Raw genomic sequence first — 14,757 nt, forward strand, 5'->3', positions numbered from 1 at the left:
GATGGCGTGACAGCATGGACAAATGCCAGACCCTTTCGATGCTGCCGGACCGCGCAGTGGCCGCGACGTCATCGCGCAGTTCCTGCCCCAGTCGCCGTTTGTCGCCAAGCTGGGAATCGTCACCGATCGGCTCTCCGACGACGAAATACGGCTGCGGCTGCCCTGGGATCCGTCCAATGTCACCATCGGGGACATGGTGCATGGCGGCGCTATCGCCACCCTCGCCGACGTGACCATCATGGCGGCGGCGTGGTGCGGCGCGGAAGCGCCGCCCGAACTCCGGGGCGTGACAGTGTCGATGACGCTGGACTTCATGGCGCCGGCCCGAGCCACCGACTTGATCGGGGTGGGCAAGGTGCTGCGGCGCGGCCGGTCACTGGTCAACTGCGAGGCTGAGATCGTCGATCCGGAAGGCCGACTGCTCGCCAAGGCGCTTGCCACCTACAAGGTCGGCTGACCGCGTAATCAGACGATCGCCGAGATTGCCGTCATGGTCGTGGCGCCCGGGGGGTAACACAGCCCTGACGGCAATCTCGACGAGATCTACAGCGTGACCTCGTTGAGCTTGCCGCTGGCAACGTCGAAGACAAACCCACGCAAGGACACCTGTTTGGTCACAAACGGGCTGTTCCCAATGCGGCGCAACGACTGGCGGACGTCCGCCTCGACGTCGGGGAAAGCCTCGGCCGCCCATGGCGGTTTCACGCCGGTCTCGTCCTGGATAGCGCGTTTGAAGTCATCGTCGGTGAAGGTGAGCATCCCGCAGTCGGTGTGGTGAATCAGAATGATCTCTCGGGTTCCCAACAACCGCTGGCTGATGGCCAGCGAGCGGATGGCATCGTCGGTCACGACGCCGCCGGCATTCCGGATGACATGAGCCTCCCCCTCGTTGAGACCCAGCAGGCGGTAGACGTCAAGCCGGGCATCCATACATGCGACGACTGCGACATGTTTGCTCGGTGGCATCGGAAGCGGCCCCTTGAAGGTGCGCGCATATTCAGCATTATTGGCCAGGTAGTCCTCGGTAACCGTCACGCAAGTCTCCTCGAGTATCGCGGTAAGGAATTTGCTACACAGATCAATGCCGCGGTGGATTTTAACAATCGGCACTGAAGATTTCACCCATGAGAATCAGCTCGATTAGAACGGTCCAGCCGAGCGCGCCGTCGTGCTGGGCGGCATCGATCGCTAACCTGTCCCAATGCGACACGAGCGGGATGGTCAGCCATGATTCGCTTTTTGGCGCGCCGGTTGCTCAACTACGTCGTACTGCTGGCACTGGCATCGTTTCTGACCTACTGCCTCACCTCGGCGGCGTTCTCGCCGCTGGACAGCCTGCTACAGCGCAGTCCCCGCCCGCCGCAAGCCATGATCGACGCAAAGGCCCATGCGCTCGGCTTGGACAAACCCATACCGATCCGCTACGCAAACTGGGCGTCGCACGCCATACGCGGTGATTTCGGCACCACCATCACCGGACAGCCGGTAGGTGCCACTCTCGGGCGCCGCGTTGGAGTCAGCCTGCGGCTGCTGATCATTGGCTCTGTGACGGGCACCGTGCTGGGTGTGGCAGCCGGGGCGTGGGGCGCCATCCGCCAGTACCGACTCAGCGACCGCGTGGTCACCCTGCTGGCGCTGCTGGTGCTCAGCACACCGACATTCGTGATCGCCAACCTGTTGATCCTGAGCGCGCTGCGGGTGAACTGGGCCGTTGGCATCCAGCTCTTCGACTACACCGGAGAGACGTCACCAGGAGTCGACGGTGGGACGTGGCCTCACTTAATCGACCGGTTGCGGCATTTGATCCTGCCCACGCTGACGCTGACGCTGGTTGGTGCCGCCGGATACAGCCGATATCAGCGCAACGCGATGCTTGACGTTCTCGGCCAGGATTTCATTCGGACGGCCCGCGCCAAAGGGCTCACCCGTCGGCGCGCGCTGCTGAAACACGGATTACGCACCGCACTGATCCCGATGGCCACCCTGTTCGCCTATGGGGTCGCCGGGCTGGTCACCGGAGCCCTGTTTGTCGAGAAAATTTTTGGCTGGCATGGCATGGGTGAATGGATGGTGCAGGGTGTCGCGACTCAGGACACCAATATCGTCGCGGCCATCACAGTGTTCTTCGGCACGGTGATATTGCTAGCTGGCCTGCTCTCCGACGTCATCTATGCAGCACTTGACCCGCGGGTCCGGGTGTCATGACCCTCACCGACGGTCTATCAGGTTCGGAGCCAACGAGTTTCACTTCGCGCCGTACCTTGGTGCTGCGCCGGTTTGCGCGCAACCGAACCGCGTCGGCGTCTCTGATGCTGCTGGTGCTGCTGTTCGTCGCCTGCTATGTGCTGCCGTCGCTGCTGCCCTATTCCTACGACGACCTTGATTTCACCGCGCTGCTGCAGCCGCCGAACACCCGGCACTGGCTGGGCACCAACGCGCTGGGTCAGGACTTGTTGGCGCAGACGCTACGGGGAATGCAGAAGTCGATGTTGATCGGCGTCTGCGTGGCGTTTATCTCCACCGGCATCGCCGCTACCGTCGGGTCGATCGCGGGTTATTTCGGGCGCTGGCGGGATCGGGCGCTGATGTGGGTGGTCGACTTATTGCTGGTGGTGCCCAGCTTCGTCCTCATCGCCATCGTGTCACCGCGAACCAAGAGTTCGGCCAACATTATGCTGCTCGTTCTGCTGCTGGCCGGCTTTGGCTGGATGGTCAGCTCTCGCATGGTGCGCGGCATGACTATGAGCTTGCGCGAACGCGAATTCATCCAGGCCGCAAGGTATATGGGAGTCTCCAGCCGCCGCATCATCGTCGGCCACGTGGTACCCAACGTGGCGTCGATCTTGATTATCGACGCCGCGCTCAACGTGGGCGCCGCCATCCTGGCCGAAACCGGTTTGAGCTTTCTCGGTTTCGGCGTTCAGCCGCCCGATGTGTCGTTGGGCACTTTGATCGCCAACGGCACTCAGTCCGCAACGACGTTCCCTTGGGTGTTTTTGTTTCCCGCCGGCGTGTTGGTGCTGATTCTGGTGTGCGCCAACCTGACCGGCGACGGCTTGCGCGATGCGTTCGACCCAGGCAGCGGGACCCTGCGGCGATGAGCCCACTGCTGGAAGTATCTGACCTGGCCGTCACGTTCGGAACGGACGGCGAACCCGTGACCGCGGTGCGCGGTATCAGCTATCACATCGACGCCGGGGAAGTCGTGGCCATGGTCGGCGAATCGGGTTCAGGTAAATCCGCGGCGGCGATGGCGGTGGTGGGCTTGCTGCCGGAATACGCCAAGGTGCGCGGCTCGGTCCGGCTACACGGCACCGAACTCGTCGGGCTCGCCGACGAGGCCATGTCACGGTTTCGCGGCAAAGCGATCGGCACCGTGTTCCAGGATCCGATGTCTGCGCTAACCCCGGTCTACACCGTTGGCGACCAGATCGCCGAGGCAATCGAAGTGCACCAGCCGCGGGTGGGCCGCCGGGCCGCCCGTCGACGCGCCGTGGAACTGCTTGAGCTAGTTGGGATCGTGCAGCCAGAGCGTCGCGCTCGCGCCTTTCCGCACGAGCTGTCCGGCGGCGAACGGCAACGGGTGGTGATCGCCACCGCGATCGCCAACGATCCCGACCTGCTGATCTGCGACGAGCCCACCACCGCACTGGACGTCACCGTGCAAGCGCAGATCCTCGAAGTGCTCAAGACGGCGCGCGACGTCACCGGGGCCGGGGTGCTCATCATCACCCATGACCTCGGTGTGGTCGCCGCATTCGCCGACCGGGCGCTGGTCATGTACGCCGGCCGGGTCGTCGAGTCGGCCCGAGTGAACGACCTCTACCGGGAACGCCAGATGCCCTACACCGTAGGGCTGTTGGGCTCGGTACCTCGGTTGGACGCCGCGCAGGGCACCCGGCTAGTTCCGATACCCGGTGCGCCCCCTTCGTTAGCCGGCCGCCAGCAAGGATGCCCGTTCGCACCGCGCTGCCCGCTAGTAATCGACGAATGCCGGGTGCGCGAACCAGAATTGATCGAAGTCAGGGCTGATCACCGGGCCGCCTGCATCCGCACCGACCAGGTCAATGGGCGCAGTGCCGCCGACATCTACGGCATCACCACCGACACCCTCGCATCAGCAGTCAGCGACTCGTCAGTCGTAGTGCGGGTACGAGATCTGGTGAAGACATACCGATTAACCAAAGGTGTGGTGTTACGCCGCGCTATCGGCGAAGTCCGCGCGGTCGACGGTGTCAGTTTCGAGCTGCACCAGGGTCGCACCCTCGGCATCGTCGGTGAGTCCGGATCGGGTAAGTCAACGACTCTGCACGAAATCCTGAGACTCGCTGCGCCGCAATCGGGATCGATCGAAGTGCTCGGCACCGATGTGGCCACCCTGAACCGGGCAGGCCGGCGATCGCTGCGACGCGACATTCAGGTCGTGTTCCAAGACCCGGTCGCGTCGCTGGACCCGCGATTGCCGGTCTTCGAACTGATCGCCGAACCGTTGCACGCCAATGGTTTCGGCAAGAGCGCTACTCACACGAGGGTCGCCGAACTGCTCGATATCGTGGGATTGCGCCGCGCCGACGCAGCTCGTTATCCGGCCGAGTTCTCCGGCGGACAGAAGCAGCGCATCGGTATCGCACGAGCGCTGGCATTGCGACCCAAAATTCTGGCACTCGACGAACCGGTGTCCGCGCTCGACGTATCCATCCAAGCCGGCATCATCAACCTGTTGCTTGACCTCCAAGACCGGTTTGGGCTGTCGTACCTGTTTGTGTCCCATGACCTTTCGGTGGTCAAACATCTCGCACACCACGTCGCCGTGATGTTCGCTGGTACCGTTGTCGAGCAGGGCGACAGTCACGATGTCTTCCGCAATCCACAGCACGATTACACGAGGCGGTTGCTGAGCGCGGTACCACAACCGGAGGTGGGTGATGATGCCTAGTGGGGTTTCACCCCAGCCCGACCAGGCATGTCCCCGGGTTGGGTTGGAGTGGTCGGTGGTGGCTTGGTGGCGTCGACTGTGCGCTGTGGGCTTCGAGTGTGCGGGTAGGGCGGTGCACGCTCGCGTGTCGTCGCCCTGGATGCACACTCGACGGTCGCCGCACATCAAACCGAGCCGGGTCGTCGCGGCGTTGCTGGGGGTCGGCCTGATCCTGAATGGATGCTCGGCAGCCACCCGCCTTGTGCCCTCCGCCGAGGGGAACACTGCGCTCGGCACAACCAGCGATATCAACCCGCAGGATCCGGCCACGCTCAAAGACGGCGGCAACTTGCGGCTGGCGCTAACCGACTTCCCGTCAAACTTCAACATTCTGCACATCGATGGCAACAACGCCGAGGTCGCCTCGATGATGAAAGCCACCATGCCGCGAGCGTTTATCATTGGTCCGGACGGTTCGACAACTGTCGACACCAACTACTTCACCAGCATCGAACTCACCAGCACTTCCCCGCAGGTGGTCACCTACACCATCAATCCCAAGGCGGTCTGGTCCGACGGCACGCCGATCACTTGGCGAGATATCGACCGCCAGATCCACGCCAATAGCGGCAAGGACAAAGCATTCGAGATCGCCGCGCCCAACGGCTGCGAGCGCGTCGGTTCGGTGCGCCCCGGTGTCGACGACCGGCAAGCCGTCGTGACCTTCGCCCAGCCGTACGCCGAGTGGCGCGGCATGTTCGCCGGCAACGGCATGCTGCTGCCCGCCACCATGACCGCCACCCCAGAAGCGTTCAACAAGGGCCAGCTCGACAGGCCAGGCCCGTCGGCGGGCCCGTTTATGGTGTCGTCACTGGATCGAACCACACAGCGAATCATGTTGACCCGCAACCCGAAATGGTGGGGAACACCACCGCGCCTGGACAGCATCACCTACCTGGTCCTCGATGACGCCGCGCGGCTGCCAGCGTTGCAAAACAACACGATCGATGCGACCGGAGTCGGCACGCTAGACCAGCTGACCATCGCAGCGCGCACCAAGGGCATCTCCATCCGGCACGCACCCGCCGCCAGCTGGTCTCACTTCACCTTCAACGGTGCCGCCGGCTCCATCCTCGCCGACAAGGGGCTGCGCCTCGCGGTGTCCAAGGGCATCGACCGGCGCACCATCGCCAAGGTAGTCCAGTACGGCCTGACCAATAACCCCGAGCCGTTGAACAACCATGTCTACGTCGACGGGCAGGAGGGCTACCAGGACAACAGCGGCGTTGTCGCCTACGACCCAGAGCGGGCGAAACACGAGCTCGACGCCTTGGGCTGGAAGCTCAATGGTCAGTTTCGGGAGAAGGACGGCCGTCAACTGGTCATCCGCGATCTGTTCTACGACGCGCAGGGCAGCCGGGAGTTTGCTCAGATCGCCCAGCACAGCCTCGCGCAGATCGGCGTCAAGCTCGAACTCCAAGCCAGATCGGGCAGCGGCTTTTTCACCAACTACGTCAACGTGGGGGCTTTCGATATCGTGCAGTTCGGCTGGGTCGGCGACGCGTTCCCACTGTCAGCGCTCACCCAGATTTATCAATCCGACGGGGAGAGCAATTTCGGCAAGATCGGTAGCCCGGCGGTCGACACCGCGATCGAACGAACGCTGGCCGAGCTAGATCCCGCCAAGGCGCGCGCGTTGGCCAACGAGGTCGACAAGCTGATCTGGGCCGAAGGGTTCAGCTTGCCGCTCACCCAATCTCCGGGCGACGTCGCTGTCCGCAGCACGCTAGCCAATTTCGGCGCAGCCGGCCTCGGCGACCTGAACTACACCGCCATCGGATTTATGCAGAGCTGAGGCGGCGCCGCAGCGGCAATACCGCCGGCAGGGCGCTCTCGGCTGCGGCGGCCACATCGATCGCCTTCCACAGCAGCCGCACGACCGGACGCGCCGGGAGCACGTCCAGCGTCGCGGCCTGGCTGGCCAGGCCGTTGAAGTCGCCACGCCATACCGGACGGCGATGGCCAGCGCCGCGGGCTCACGAAAGTCCAGCGCGCTGTGCGCCATAGTCGGGAGCGTCAACAGCACCGCATTCGGCAGCAGCGGCGTAGTCAAGTTCGCGGAATGCGATGCGGTTCACCAGGTCGGCTTCGTAACGGTAGGGCACCGTGTGGTTAGTCATCGCGACGAACCGGGACAGTCCCTGCCACAACATAATTCGACCACCGAGCACCAGGTCGAGTAGGCGATCGAGTAGCGTGGCCGCGGTCATCAGTCCTGCGTCGACAAGTTGGCGAACCTTGGGCGCCAATGCGGCGGTTTCAGGCTTATCGCCCTGCAGGAGCCGGCCCCGAATGGCGTCGCGCACCGCCGCGATATAGGTGCCGTACGAGGTGCCGTAGATGACGGCCGAGTCCACCTGGACGTCATCGAGCACCGCGGCCACATCGTCGACGATCTGATCGAGGGTAAGCGCTTGGGGCGGCAGGTCAGCCCCAAAGTCGTCGCGGCGCGACATTCCTACCCCGCGGTGTTCGATCATGATGACATCGAGACCGGCAGCGACGGCCCGGCGCCGCAGCCCTTGGTATAGCTGCAGCGACGCCACGCCCGGGCCGCCCGGGATGATTAACCAGCGGGTGCGCAGACTTACGGCGGCGGCACGCTGAACCGAACAGCGAGCCGACTGCTAAACGTTGAGATCGATGCGGTGCGCACCCGTGACGCCGTCGTACCGGTCGGGACTACACGTCAACACGATCACCTGTCCGTGCGCACCCACGGTGTCAAAGACCTCCCCCATCTTGACCAGCCGGTCTGGATCGGTGAATCCCAGCGCGTCGTCGACCACCACCGGAACGCTATCTTCCTTGGCGACTAGGGCGGCGCCGGCAAGCCGCGCCAGGATGCCGAGTTGCTCTTTGGCCCCGCCTGACAGGGACTCGAAAGGCACGGTAACCCCGTCCAGGGTGCGGCTGCGGATCCGCAAGTCACTGTCGATGTCGACCTCGAAAGTGGACCCGAACACCGGTCGGCCAAGCCGTTGCAATTCTGTGCGGTAGGGCTCGACGTAACGCAGCCGTGTGGCGTCGCGGTGGCGTGCCATTACCGAGCACAGCAGCTGGGCGGCCCGCGCTCGGCGGCCGACCCGCGTGTGCTGGCTGATCGCGTGTTCACGCTCCGTCTCGGCGGCATCGAGCTTGCCTTGGCGCCCCTCGGTGCCGAAAACCGAGAGTTCGATGCTGATCTCGCGCAACGCGCCGGTGGCATCTTCGTATTGATCGCGCAGCGACTCGGCCGACGCGGTGGCAGCCGCCAATTCGGCGGTCACCGCGTCCGGCGCCGCGGCAGCCAACTCCTCAGCCAGCTCAGCGGTCCGTTGCTGCGCCGTTTGCGCCGCCCGCAGCCCGGCTCGCGCCGCCGACGCCAGGTCTTCATCGCTGACCGACGCCCGCAGCTGGGCCAGCTGGTCGGTGGCCTTATCGAGCTCGGCCCGTTGAGTTTCCGCTTTGTTCAGTAAAACCGTTGCTCGAGCTGATGCTTCGGCAAGTCGACAACTTGCAACCGCCGCGACACGACGACGAACCTCGCGTTCGGCGTCGGCGGCAGCGCGAGCCGTCTCGGCCGCTTCGAGTTCGGCACGAGCGGAACCGGTGTCCGCTGCGAAGAGATCGGGTTCACCGGCGTGACCGTCGCGTAACTGCGCCAGCCGTGCCCGCAGTTGGTCGATCTGATCATCACCACACAGGCCGGCCAGAGCGGCACTCAACTGGTCGCGGCTACTTTGCAGTTCACGGCGCCGCTGGTCGGCGCACCGCGCCGCCGCAAGATCAACGACATCACCAGAGGCCAGCGCTTCGGCCAGCTCTTGTTGTGCTGCAGCGTATTTGGACTGAGCATCGAGTGCGGTAGCGCCAGGTATCACGCGGGCAGTCAGGACACCGGGAACCTCGACTTCGGTGGCGCCGGTAACTGTTGTCGACCAACTTTGTCCTGCCGCCAACGACACTCGTTGCTGACCAACGGTGAGTTCGATGTCGGCAGCGGCGGTGAATTCCACCGCCGCTGAGATCAGCGTCAACTGGTCACCGGTGCGATCCACTGCGGCCGCGGCCTTTTCGATGCGCTGCAGTAGTTGCTCGGTCAACGTGACCGCGGATAGCTCGGCGCAGACTTGGTCGTGCTCACCCTGGATGACGTCGATCTTGGCCAGCCTAGTGCTCAACCGGTCCGCCTCCTGGCGGTCGGCGAGCTGGTCGACGGTGCGCCGAGCGATGTCAACGCGCCGTTGGGCCGCAGTCAGGGCCTCGGTAGCCTCCTCGACTGCGGCATCTGACGCCTCAGCGTCGGCACGTATCGTCGATTCCGCGTCGGCGGCTTCGTGGGCTTCGGCCTGGGCGGCAGCAAGAGTGGTGACGCGAGTGTCGATTTCGGCGAGCAGCCGCAGCCGCCCAGTGTGGGCGGTAGCGGCTGCGGCGTTCGTCGCGGCTGCGGCGGCTGCGACCAGCTCGGCTTCGCGCGCTTGGCGGGCGAGGGTTGCGATCTTGTCAGCGGCGGCCTGAGCGACGGCCAACCGCGGTCCAGCGGCGAGCCGTTGTTGCGACAGTTCGGCCACATGCTCAGTCAGGACGGCATGACGACGCACCCGGTCGTCGACCTCAGCGACCGCCGCGGCGCACTCCTCCACCGCAGCCTCAGCGTCGGATAGCCGGGAGATCGCGGCGGCCCACTCCCCGGTGGGACGTCCGGTCGAAGTGAAGTAGCGCCGATACTCGGCTTCGATTCGCTCGATAAGCAGTGGCTCTGTACCAGACAGCGCCGCGGTGTCCCCGGCCGCGACATCGAGGGCACGTGACAGCGCATCACAGCCGGACAGATCCACCGCGGCGGTCGACGCCGCCTGCAGCACCCGTTGAGCATGCCACAGATCGTTGTCGACCGTCTCTGCCAACATCGCCCGGACCCGGTCGTGCGCTTCGTCGCCGGTTAGTTGGTCGCGGTGCGGTGTCAGTACCGTCAGTGCCGTCTCGCACTTTTTGTTAAAGCGTTTGCGGTATACGAAACGATAAGGGCCGCTGCTGATCTCAGCGCAGACCTCGGAGCCAACATCGGCATGGGCCGGTTTGACTTGCTTCACTTCCTTTTTCGTCGACCGATCCCTGGATTCCAGCAGCAAGTCTAACGCCTCGATCATCGACGACTTGCCGATCTCGTTGGCGCCGTGAACCACAACCACACCGCGGTCGGGAAACTCAATCTCCCGGTGCGCGATACCACGGTAATTCGTCAGCGCCAGCCGGTGCAGCTTCATGCCGCTCCCCGGGCGGCATGCCGCACACCTGTTGTTTCGGCGAGCCGCACACCTGTTGTTTCGGCGAGCCGCAACAGTAGTGCCAGCGCCGCCTGGGCGTCGACGGCGGACTCCGTGTCTCCTTCGCGTGCGGCGGCGACCAGCTCGTCGACGGCGGCGGCCGCGAACCCACCGATACCGAGGTCGCTGAATTCACCGTCGGCGGGTATCACCGCTAGGTCGCTGTGACGTTCCCAGAGGCCTAGCCACGCGAATAGCCGTGCGTATCTGTCCAGACACGCATCCAGCGCGGCACGGTCGGTGACGGTGAGCGAACCGGTCAGGGCGAGCCGCACCACACTGCGGTCCTTGTCCGTAATCTGGTCCAGGTTCATGTCGAGGTCTGCGATGTCCCGGCCGGTGTCCACCTGACGGTGCAAGGTGAAAAACCGCCAACGACCGACATGTCGGGCCGTCGCGGTGACAGGGCGTCGCAGGTCATTTTCATCGATCTCGACGACCAGGACATGGCCGGGGTTGGATTCGATGTCGTCAAAGTTGGTGACTTCCGGCGAGCCGGAGTACCACACCCGACCACTGCTGCCGACCTGGGTAAGCGAATGCTTGTCACCAAGAGCCACGTAGTGCAGCACGCCGCTGGCCAACGCATCGTCGACTCCGGTGAGGCGGATCAGGCAGGGTTTGTCGCGATCCGGGTCAAGCGCGTCGACACCGCCGTGGGCGACGAGCACGCGTGTGACGGTGTCCGCCGCGAGACCCGCCAAAACGTCGGCGACCAGGTCCGTGGTCGGGGCCTTGGACCGCCATGGCGCAGCGACGATCTCGAGTCCGGGCCGAACCTGATGGATACCGGCCCGGTCAAGCACGGTGACATTGTCCGGGCATTCGGCGGTGAACAGCGCGCTGGTGTACACCGACGACGCGTCTAGCGGATCGTGGTTGCCCGGCAGCAGGTAGACCGGAATACCGATGGCGCGCATGGCCTCCAAAGACTGGCTGATCACCTGCGGCGCGAGCTGGTTGTGCTCGAAGACGTCACCGGCCACCACGACGAACTCGGCGCCCACCTCCGCGGCCAACGCGCCTAGCCCGGCCACCGCGTCGCGGCGGGCCGCCGAATACCGTGGCTGGGCGTCGCCGGCAAGGAAGTGCCGGGTCATGCCGAGCTGCCAGTCAGCGGTGTGTAGGAATCGCATTCCGTCTCTCCGAGAAATTTGCGTGGCTATCGAGGCAACGCGAGTGTAGGGCGGCGCCCCGACAAGTCGCGGGACCTCGCTCGGCAGGTTGGGTTTGCGTGGTTTCTGGGCGGCGTTTTTGTCATACCCCTCCGATAGCGTCACAGTATGAGCTCGGGCGGTGTGGTTGATCGAGAGGCGATCACGGCGGCCTTTGATGCGTTGGATGCCGCCGTCGATGGTGTGGTCGCGCTGGATTTTGATGCGCTGTGCGCCCGGGAGTGGTTGGTGTTGTTGGAGCGGGTAGAGCGGGTGCGCCGCAGGTTGCCCGCGGTGGAGCATGGCGTGATTAATTCCCTGGCCCGTCAAGCCACCCCCGAAGAGTTGGGCGGTAGGCTCTCGCATGCGATTGCCGAGTGGACGCTGATCAGCCGCGCCGAGGCCGCCAAGCGTATCCGGGAGGCCGCCGATCTGGGTGAGCGGCGCGCGATTACCGGTGAAGTGCTGGCACCGGCGCTGGCGGCTACCGCCGCCGCGCAACGCTCCGGACGGCTGGGCGCCGGCCAGGTGGCGGTGATTCGGAAGTTCTGCCACGGGTTGCCGGGCTGGGTTGATGTGGTGACCCGCGAACGCGCCGAAGCGCATCTTGCGAAACTGGGCTCCCAGTTTCGGCCCGAGCACCTGGCCGGGCTGGCCGATCGGCTCGCCGACTGCCTCAACCCCGACGGCACCTACAGCGACGAGGATCGGGCGCGGCGGCGCGGCTTAACCTTAGGCAACCAGCAAGCCGACGGCATGACGGCGCTGCACGGCTGGCTGACCCCCGAGCTGCGCGCCACCCTGGAAGCTGTGCTGGCCAAGCTGGCCGCGCCGGGCATGTGTAACCCCGTCGATGACACCCCGTGTGTGGACGGCGTGCCTTCGCAACAGGCCATCGACAAAGACACCCGCAGCCCTGCCCAGCGCAATCACGACGCCCTCAACGCGGCGCTGCGCGCCCTGCTGTGCTCGGGAAAACTAGGCCAGCACAATGGGCTACCGGCCTCCATCATTGTGTCCACCACCCTGGCCGAGCTCGAGGCCGCCGCCGGCAAGGGCCTCACCGGCGGCGACACCCTATTGCCCATGAGTGATGTCATCCGCCTAGCGCGGCATGCCCGGCACTATCTGGCGATTTTCGATAAGGGCAAGGCGCTGGCGCTCTACCACACCAAGCGACTCGCCTCCCCCGCGCAGCGAATCGTCTTGTATGCCAAGGAGCGTGGCTGCTCCGCGCCCGGCTGCACAGTACCCGGCTACTACTGCGAAGTGCATCATGTCACCGCCTACGCCACCTGCCGCAGCACCGACATCAACAACCTCACCTTCGGCTGCGGCCCCCAACACCGCCTCCTACAACCCGGCGGCTGGACCACCCGCAAAAACACCCACGGCGACACCGAATGGATCCCACCACCCCACCTCGACCACGGCCAACCCCGCACCAACACCTACTGGCACCCCGAAAAACTCCTGCATGCCGGAGACAACGACGGGGACGAAGACGACGATGACGACGCGGCATAGCGAGTCCCGCTTCCGTGATGAGTAACGTCAGCCAGATGAAGGACGGACACCGCCGCCTGGTGCTGATGCGGCATGCGAAGTCGTCGTACCCGCCGGGCTTCCCGGACCAGATAGCCGACCATGACCGGCCACTAGCGCCTCGCGGGGTGCGGGAAGCTGGCCTGGCAGGTGATTGGCTGCGCGCCAACGTGCCTGCTGTCGAGGAAGTGTTGTGTTCGACGGCGACGCGTGCCCGGGAGACCTTGGCACGCAGCGGCATCGAGGCCCCAGTCCGTTACACCGAGCGGCTCTACGCGGCCGCCCCCGGCACGGTCATCGAGGAGATCAACGCGGTCAGCGACGAGGTCACCACGTTGCTCGTCGTTGGTCATGAACCGACGATATCTGCTGTGGCGCTCGCCCTGGCTGGTGCCGGCACCAACAATGATGCCGCCCAACGCATCTCAACGAAGTTCCCGACGTCGGGGATCGCAGTGCTCCATGTAGCCGGTTGCTGGCAACACCTCGAACTAGAAGGTGCCGCGCTGGTCGCCTTCCATGTACCACGCTGAACCCGGTTTAGGAGTTGGTGGCCAACGTTAATTCCATAAGCTTGATGGCCTGCCCACAGGCGTCGATACCGGGCGCCTGAGGATTGATCCACCAACCGACCACTCCCGCCGCATCACTGGCGACACCACACGCACCATTCGGGTCATCCGGGCGCATCACAATCGAATCCACACCCGCGATCGAACGACTCTCGACCTTGTACTTCAAGAAGTCAGCCACCTTGCGCTCGTTGGCGAGGCTGCCCTGTTCGAACCAAAACCGGGTGATGTCAATCAGACCCGCCGGGTTGGCCGCCTGCCACCGGCAGATCGCCCCGACAAACGTGCTCTGAATGTCAAGCGGATCGGCACCCACCGTCTTCGCCAGGATGTCGGTGGTCAGCACCTCACACTCCTTGAGCAGGTTCGGGTATAGCTGCTGGGAATTGTTGTTGCGTGGGACGCCACCTGAGCCCGCTTTGACCGCCGTACCCCCAACTGACCTCGAGCAACCGGTCACAACCAGCGCCGCGCTAACCAACACGGCGACACCGGTAAAAATGCTTCGCCTACCCCGCACCCTGAGCCGCATCCACTCCATCATTTCGAGTTCGCAATCGACTGGCGAGTCAGTTCCTTAGCTACGTCGCACGGCGGCGGGAATGGCTTTTGGCTAAAGCTGACCGACCATTCGATGAAGTCATCCTGGAACTGGATTCCGACTTCGCAGAGTGAATCGCCCAGGTTGGACTCGTTTCCGATCGCAATGAAACCGTTGTGGCCGTTGATGTTGATATCGTCGACGCTCGCCCGTGACAGCTCTTCGGTCTTGCGTTCACGCCCGATCGGGCTGCCCCGGTACCACGAAAACGAGAAGTGCGGGCCGAGGATACCGCCGCCGGCCAGCCACTGGCAGCCCACCGAATTCCGGGCGGTGTTCGTCAGGCCAGCCGCCTTCGTCAGCTGCGACACTGTCTGATCGCTGATGCCGCCGCATTGCGGGAACATCGGGCCGTGATGCCCACCCGCATTCCCCGGCGTCGACGCTATCGTCCCTCCCGACTTATTGGAGCCTGAATTGGAGCACCCCGCAACCGTCGGAATCACAATCATCAGCGCCATCAGCCCCCGAGCCGCCAGGGCCAGCGCCCCCACGTCACGTCGCACTGCGGCTACCCTCTTGCTGAGCCTGCTGCTGGTCCACAGGATGCACTGTAGCGTCAGCCTGGCGAGTCAACCACCGACACGCCACCTGATCAGGC

12 protein-coding genes and 1 pseudogene are annotated in these 14,757 nt (G+C 64.5%); 7 read left to right on the forward strand and 6 right to left on the reverse strand.

Annotated elements, in window-relative coordinates:
- Positions 1 to 22 precede the first annotated feature (22 nt).
- Positions 23 to 457 (forward strand): PaaI family thioesterase, encoded by a 435-nt coding sequence (locus B586_RS14280; RefSeq protein ID WP_054879614.1) that lies wholly within the window; start codon positions 23 to 25, stop codon positions 455 to 457.
- A gap of 86 nt (positions 458 to 543) precedes the next feature.
- On the opposite strand, the gene B586_RS14285 is transcribed toward B586_RS14280, so the two are convergent.
- Positions 544 to 1,035, reverse strand: coding sequence for a beta-class carbonic anhydrase (locus B586_RS14285; RefSeq protein WP_047314996.1), 492 nt, complete (start codon positions 1,033 to 1,035; stop codon positions 544 to 546).
- Between the two features lie 192 nt (positions 1,036 to 1,227).
- On the opposite strand from B586_RS14285, the gene B586_RS14290 reads away from it, so the two are divergent.
- From B586_RS14290 to B586_RS14305, 4 genes are all read left to right on the forward strand, one after another.
- Positions 1,228 to 2,205, forward strand: coding sequence for an ABC transporter permease (locus tag B586_RS14290; RefSeq protein ID WP_047314898.1), 978 nt, complete (start codon positions 1,228 to 1,230; stop codon positions 2,203 to 2,205).
- Positions 2,202 to 3,101 carry an ABC transporter permease gene (locus B586_RS14295; RefSeq protein WP_054879613.1) on the forward strand — a complete coding sequence of 300 codons (900 nt, stop codon included), beginning with the start codon at positions 2,202 to 2,204 and terminating at the stop codon, positions 3,099 to 3,101. Before B586_RS14290 ends, B586_RS14295 begins: the two co-directional genes overlap by 4 nt.
- On the forward strand, positions 3,098 to 4,936 hold the full coding sequence (locus tag B586_RS14300) for a dipeptide ABC transporter ATP-binding protein (RefSeq protein WP_054879612.1): 1,839 nt from the start codon (positions 3,098 to 3,100) through the stop codon (positions 4,934 to 4,936). The genes B586_RS14295 and B586_RS14300 overlap by 4 nt, the downstream gene beginning before the upstream one ends.
- Positions 4,937 to 5,075: 139 nt before the next feature.
- A complete protein-coding gene (locus B586_RS14305) occupies positions 5,076 to 6,770 on the forward strand; it encodes an ABC transporter family substrate-binding protein (protein ID WP_054879611.1) in 1,695 nt (564 codons plus the stop codon).
- On the opposite strand, the pseudogene B586_RS14310 reads toward B586_RS14305, so the two are convergent.
- The 3 genes and pseudogenes from B586_RS14310 to B586_RS14320 all read right to left on the reverse strand — a co-directional run.
- Positions 6,757 to 7,567: pseudogene (locus tag B586_RS14310) on the reverse strand (alpha/beta fold hydrolase); the annotation flags it as partial. The gene B586_RS14305 and the pseudogene B586_RS14310 overlap by 14 nt on opposite strands.
- A gap of 35 nt (positions 7,568 to 7,602) precedes the next feature.
- Positions 7,603 to 10,224: an AAA family ATPase gene (locus B586_RS14315; RefSeq protein ID WP_054879609.1), complete on the reverse strand. Its 2,622-nt coding sequence runs from the start codon at positions 10,222 to 10,224 to the stop codon at positions 7,603 to 7,605.
- Positions 10,221 to 11,420, reverse strand: a complete 1,200-nt coding sequence (locus B586_RS14320) for a metallophosphoesterase family protein (protein WP_054879608.1) — start codon at positions 11,418 to 11,420, stop codon at positions 10,221 to 10,223. The genes B586_RS14315 and B586_RS14320 overlap by 4 nt, the downstream gene beginning before the upstream one ends.
- Before the next feature lie 147 nt (positions 11,421 to 11,567).
- On the opposite strand from B586_RS14320, the gene B586_RS14325 reads away from it, so the two are divergent.
- Both B586_RS14325 and B586_RS14330 read left to right on the forward strand, forming a co-directional pair.
- A complete protein-coding gene (locus tag B586_RS14325; protein WP_054879607.1) occupies positions 11,568 to 12,965 on the forward strand; it encodes an HNH endonuclease signature motif containing protein in 1,398 nt (465 codons plus the stop codon).
- 35 nt (positions 12,966 to 13,000) lie between these two features.
- Complete coding sequence (locus B586_RS14330) at positions 13,001 to 13,516, forward strand: SixA phosphatase family protein (protein WP_054879606.1); 516 nt, start codon at positions 13,001 to 13,003, stop codon at positions 13,514 to 13,516.
- 7 nt (positions 13,517 to 13,523) lie between these two features.
- On the opposite strand, the gene B586_RS14335 is transcribed toward B586_RS14330, so the two are convergent.
- Both B586_RS14335 and B586_RS14340 read right to left on the reverse strand, forming a co-directional pair.
- Positions 13,524 to 14,087, reverse strand: a complete 564-nt coding sequence (locus B586_RS14335) for a DUF3558 domain-containing protein (RefSeq protein WP_047314997.1) — start codon at positions 14,085 to 14,087, stop codon at positions 13,524 to 13,526.
- 8 nt (positions 14,088 to 14,095) lie between these two features.
- Positions 14,096 to 14,662, reverse strand: a complete 567-nt coding sequence (locus B586_RS14340; protein WP_047314905.1) for a DUF3558 domain-containing protein — start codon at positions 14,660 to 14,662, stop codon at positions 14,096 to 14,098.
- Between the last annotated feature and the right edge of the window lie 95 nt (positions 14,663 to 14,757).

This window comes from Mycobacterium haemophilum DSM 44634 (assembly GCF_000340435.2).
Lineage (GTDB): Bacteria > Actinomycetota > Actinomycetes > Mycobacteriales > Mycobacteriaceae > Mycobacterium > Mycobacterium haemophilum.

Bases quoted from the DNA above. Each gene is read 5' to 3' on its own strand.
- B586_RS14305 (WP_054879611.1), top strand. From the start codon at position 5,076: ATGCACACTCGACGGTCGCCGCACATCAAACCGAGCCGGGTCGTCGCG.
- B586_RS14315 (WP_054879609.1), bottom strand. From the start codon at position 10,224: ATGAAGCTGCACCGGCTGGCGCTGACGAATTACCGTGGTATCGCGCAC.
- B586_RS14295 (WP_054879613.1), top strand. From the start codon at position 2,202: ATGACCCTCACCGACGGTCTATCAGGTTCGGAGCCAACGAGTTTCACT.
- B586_RS14330 (WP_054879606.1), top strand. From the start codon at position 13,001: ATGAAGGACGGACACCGCCGCCTGGTGCTGATGCGGCATGCGAAGTCG.
- B586_RS14335 (WP_047314997.1), bottom strand. From the start codon at position 14,087: ATGCGGCTCAGGGTGCGGGGTAGGCGAAGCATTTTTACCGGTGTCGCC.
- B586_RS14290 (WP_047314898.1), top strand. From the start codon at position 1,228: ATGATTCGCTTTTTGGCGCGCCGGTTGCTCAACTACGTCGTACTGCTG.
- B586_RS14325 (WP_054879607.1), top strand. From the start codon at position 11,568: ATGAGCTCGGGCGGTGTGGTTGATCGAGAGGCGATCACGGCGGCCTTT.
- B586_RS14280 (WP_054879614.1), top strand. From the start codon at position 23: ATGCCAGACCCTTTCGATGCTGCCGGACCGCGCAGTGGCCGCGACGTC.
- B586_RS14320 (WP_054879608.1), bottom strand. From the start codon at position 11,420: ATGCGATTCCTACACACCGCTGACTGGCAGCTCGGCATGACCCGGCAC.
- B586_RS14300 (WP_054879612.1), top strand. From the start codon at position 3,098: ATGAGCCCACTGCTGGAAGTATCTGACCTGGCCGTCACGTTCGGAACG.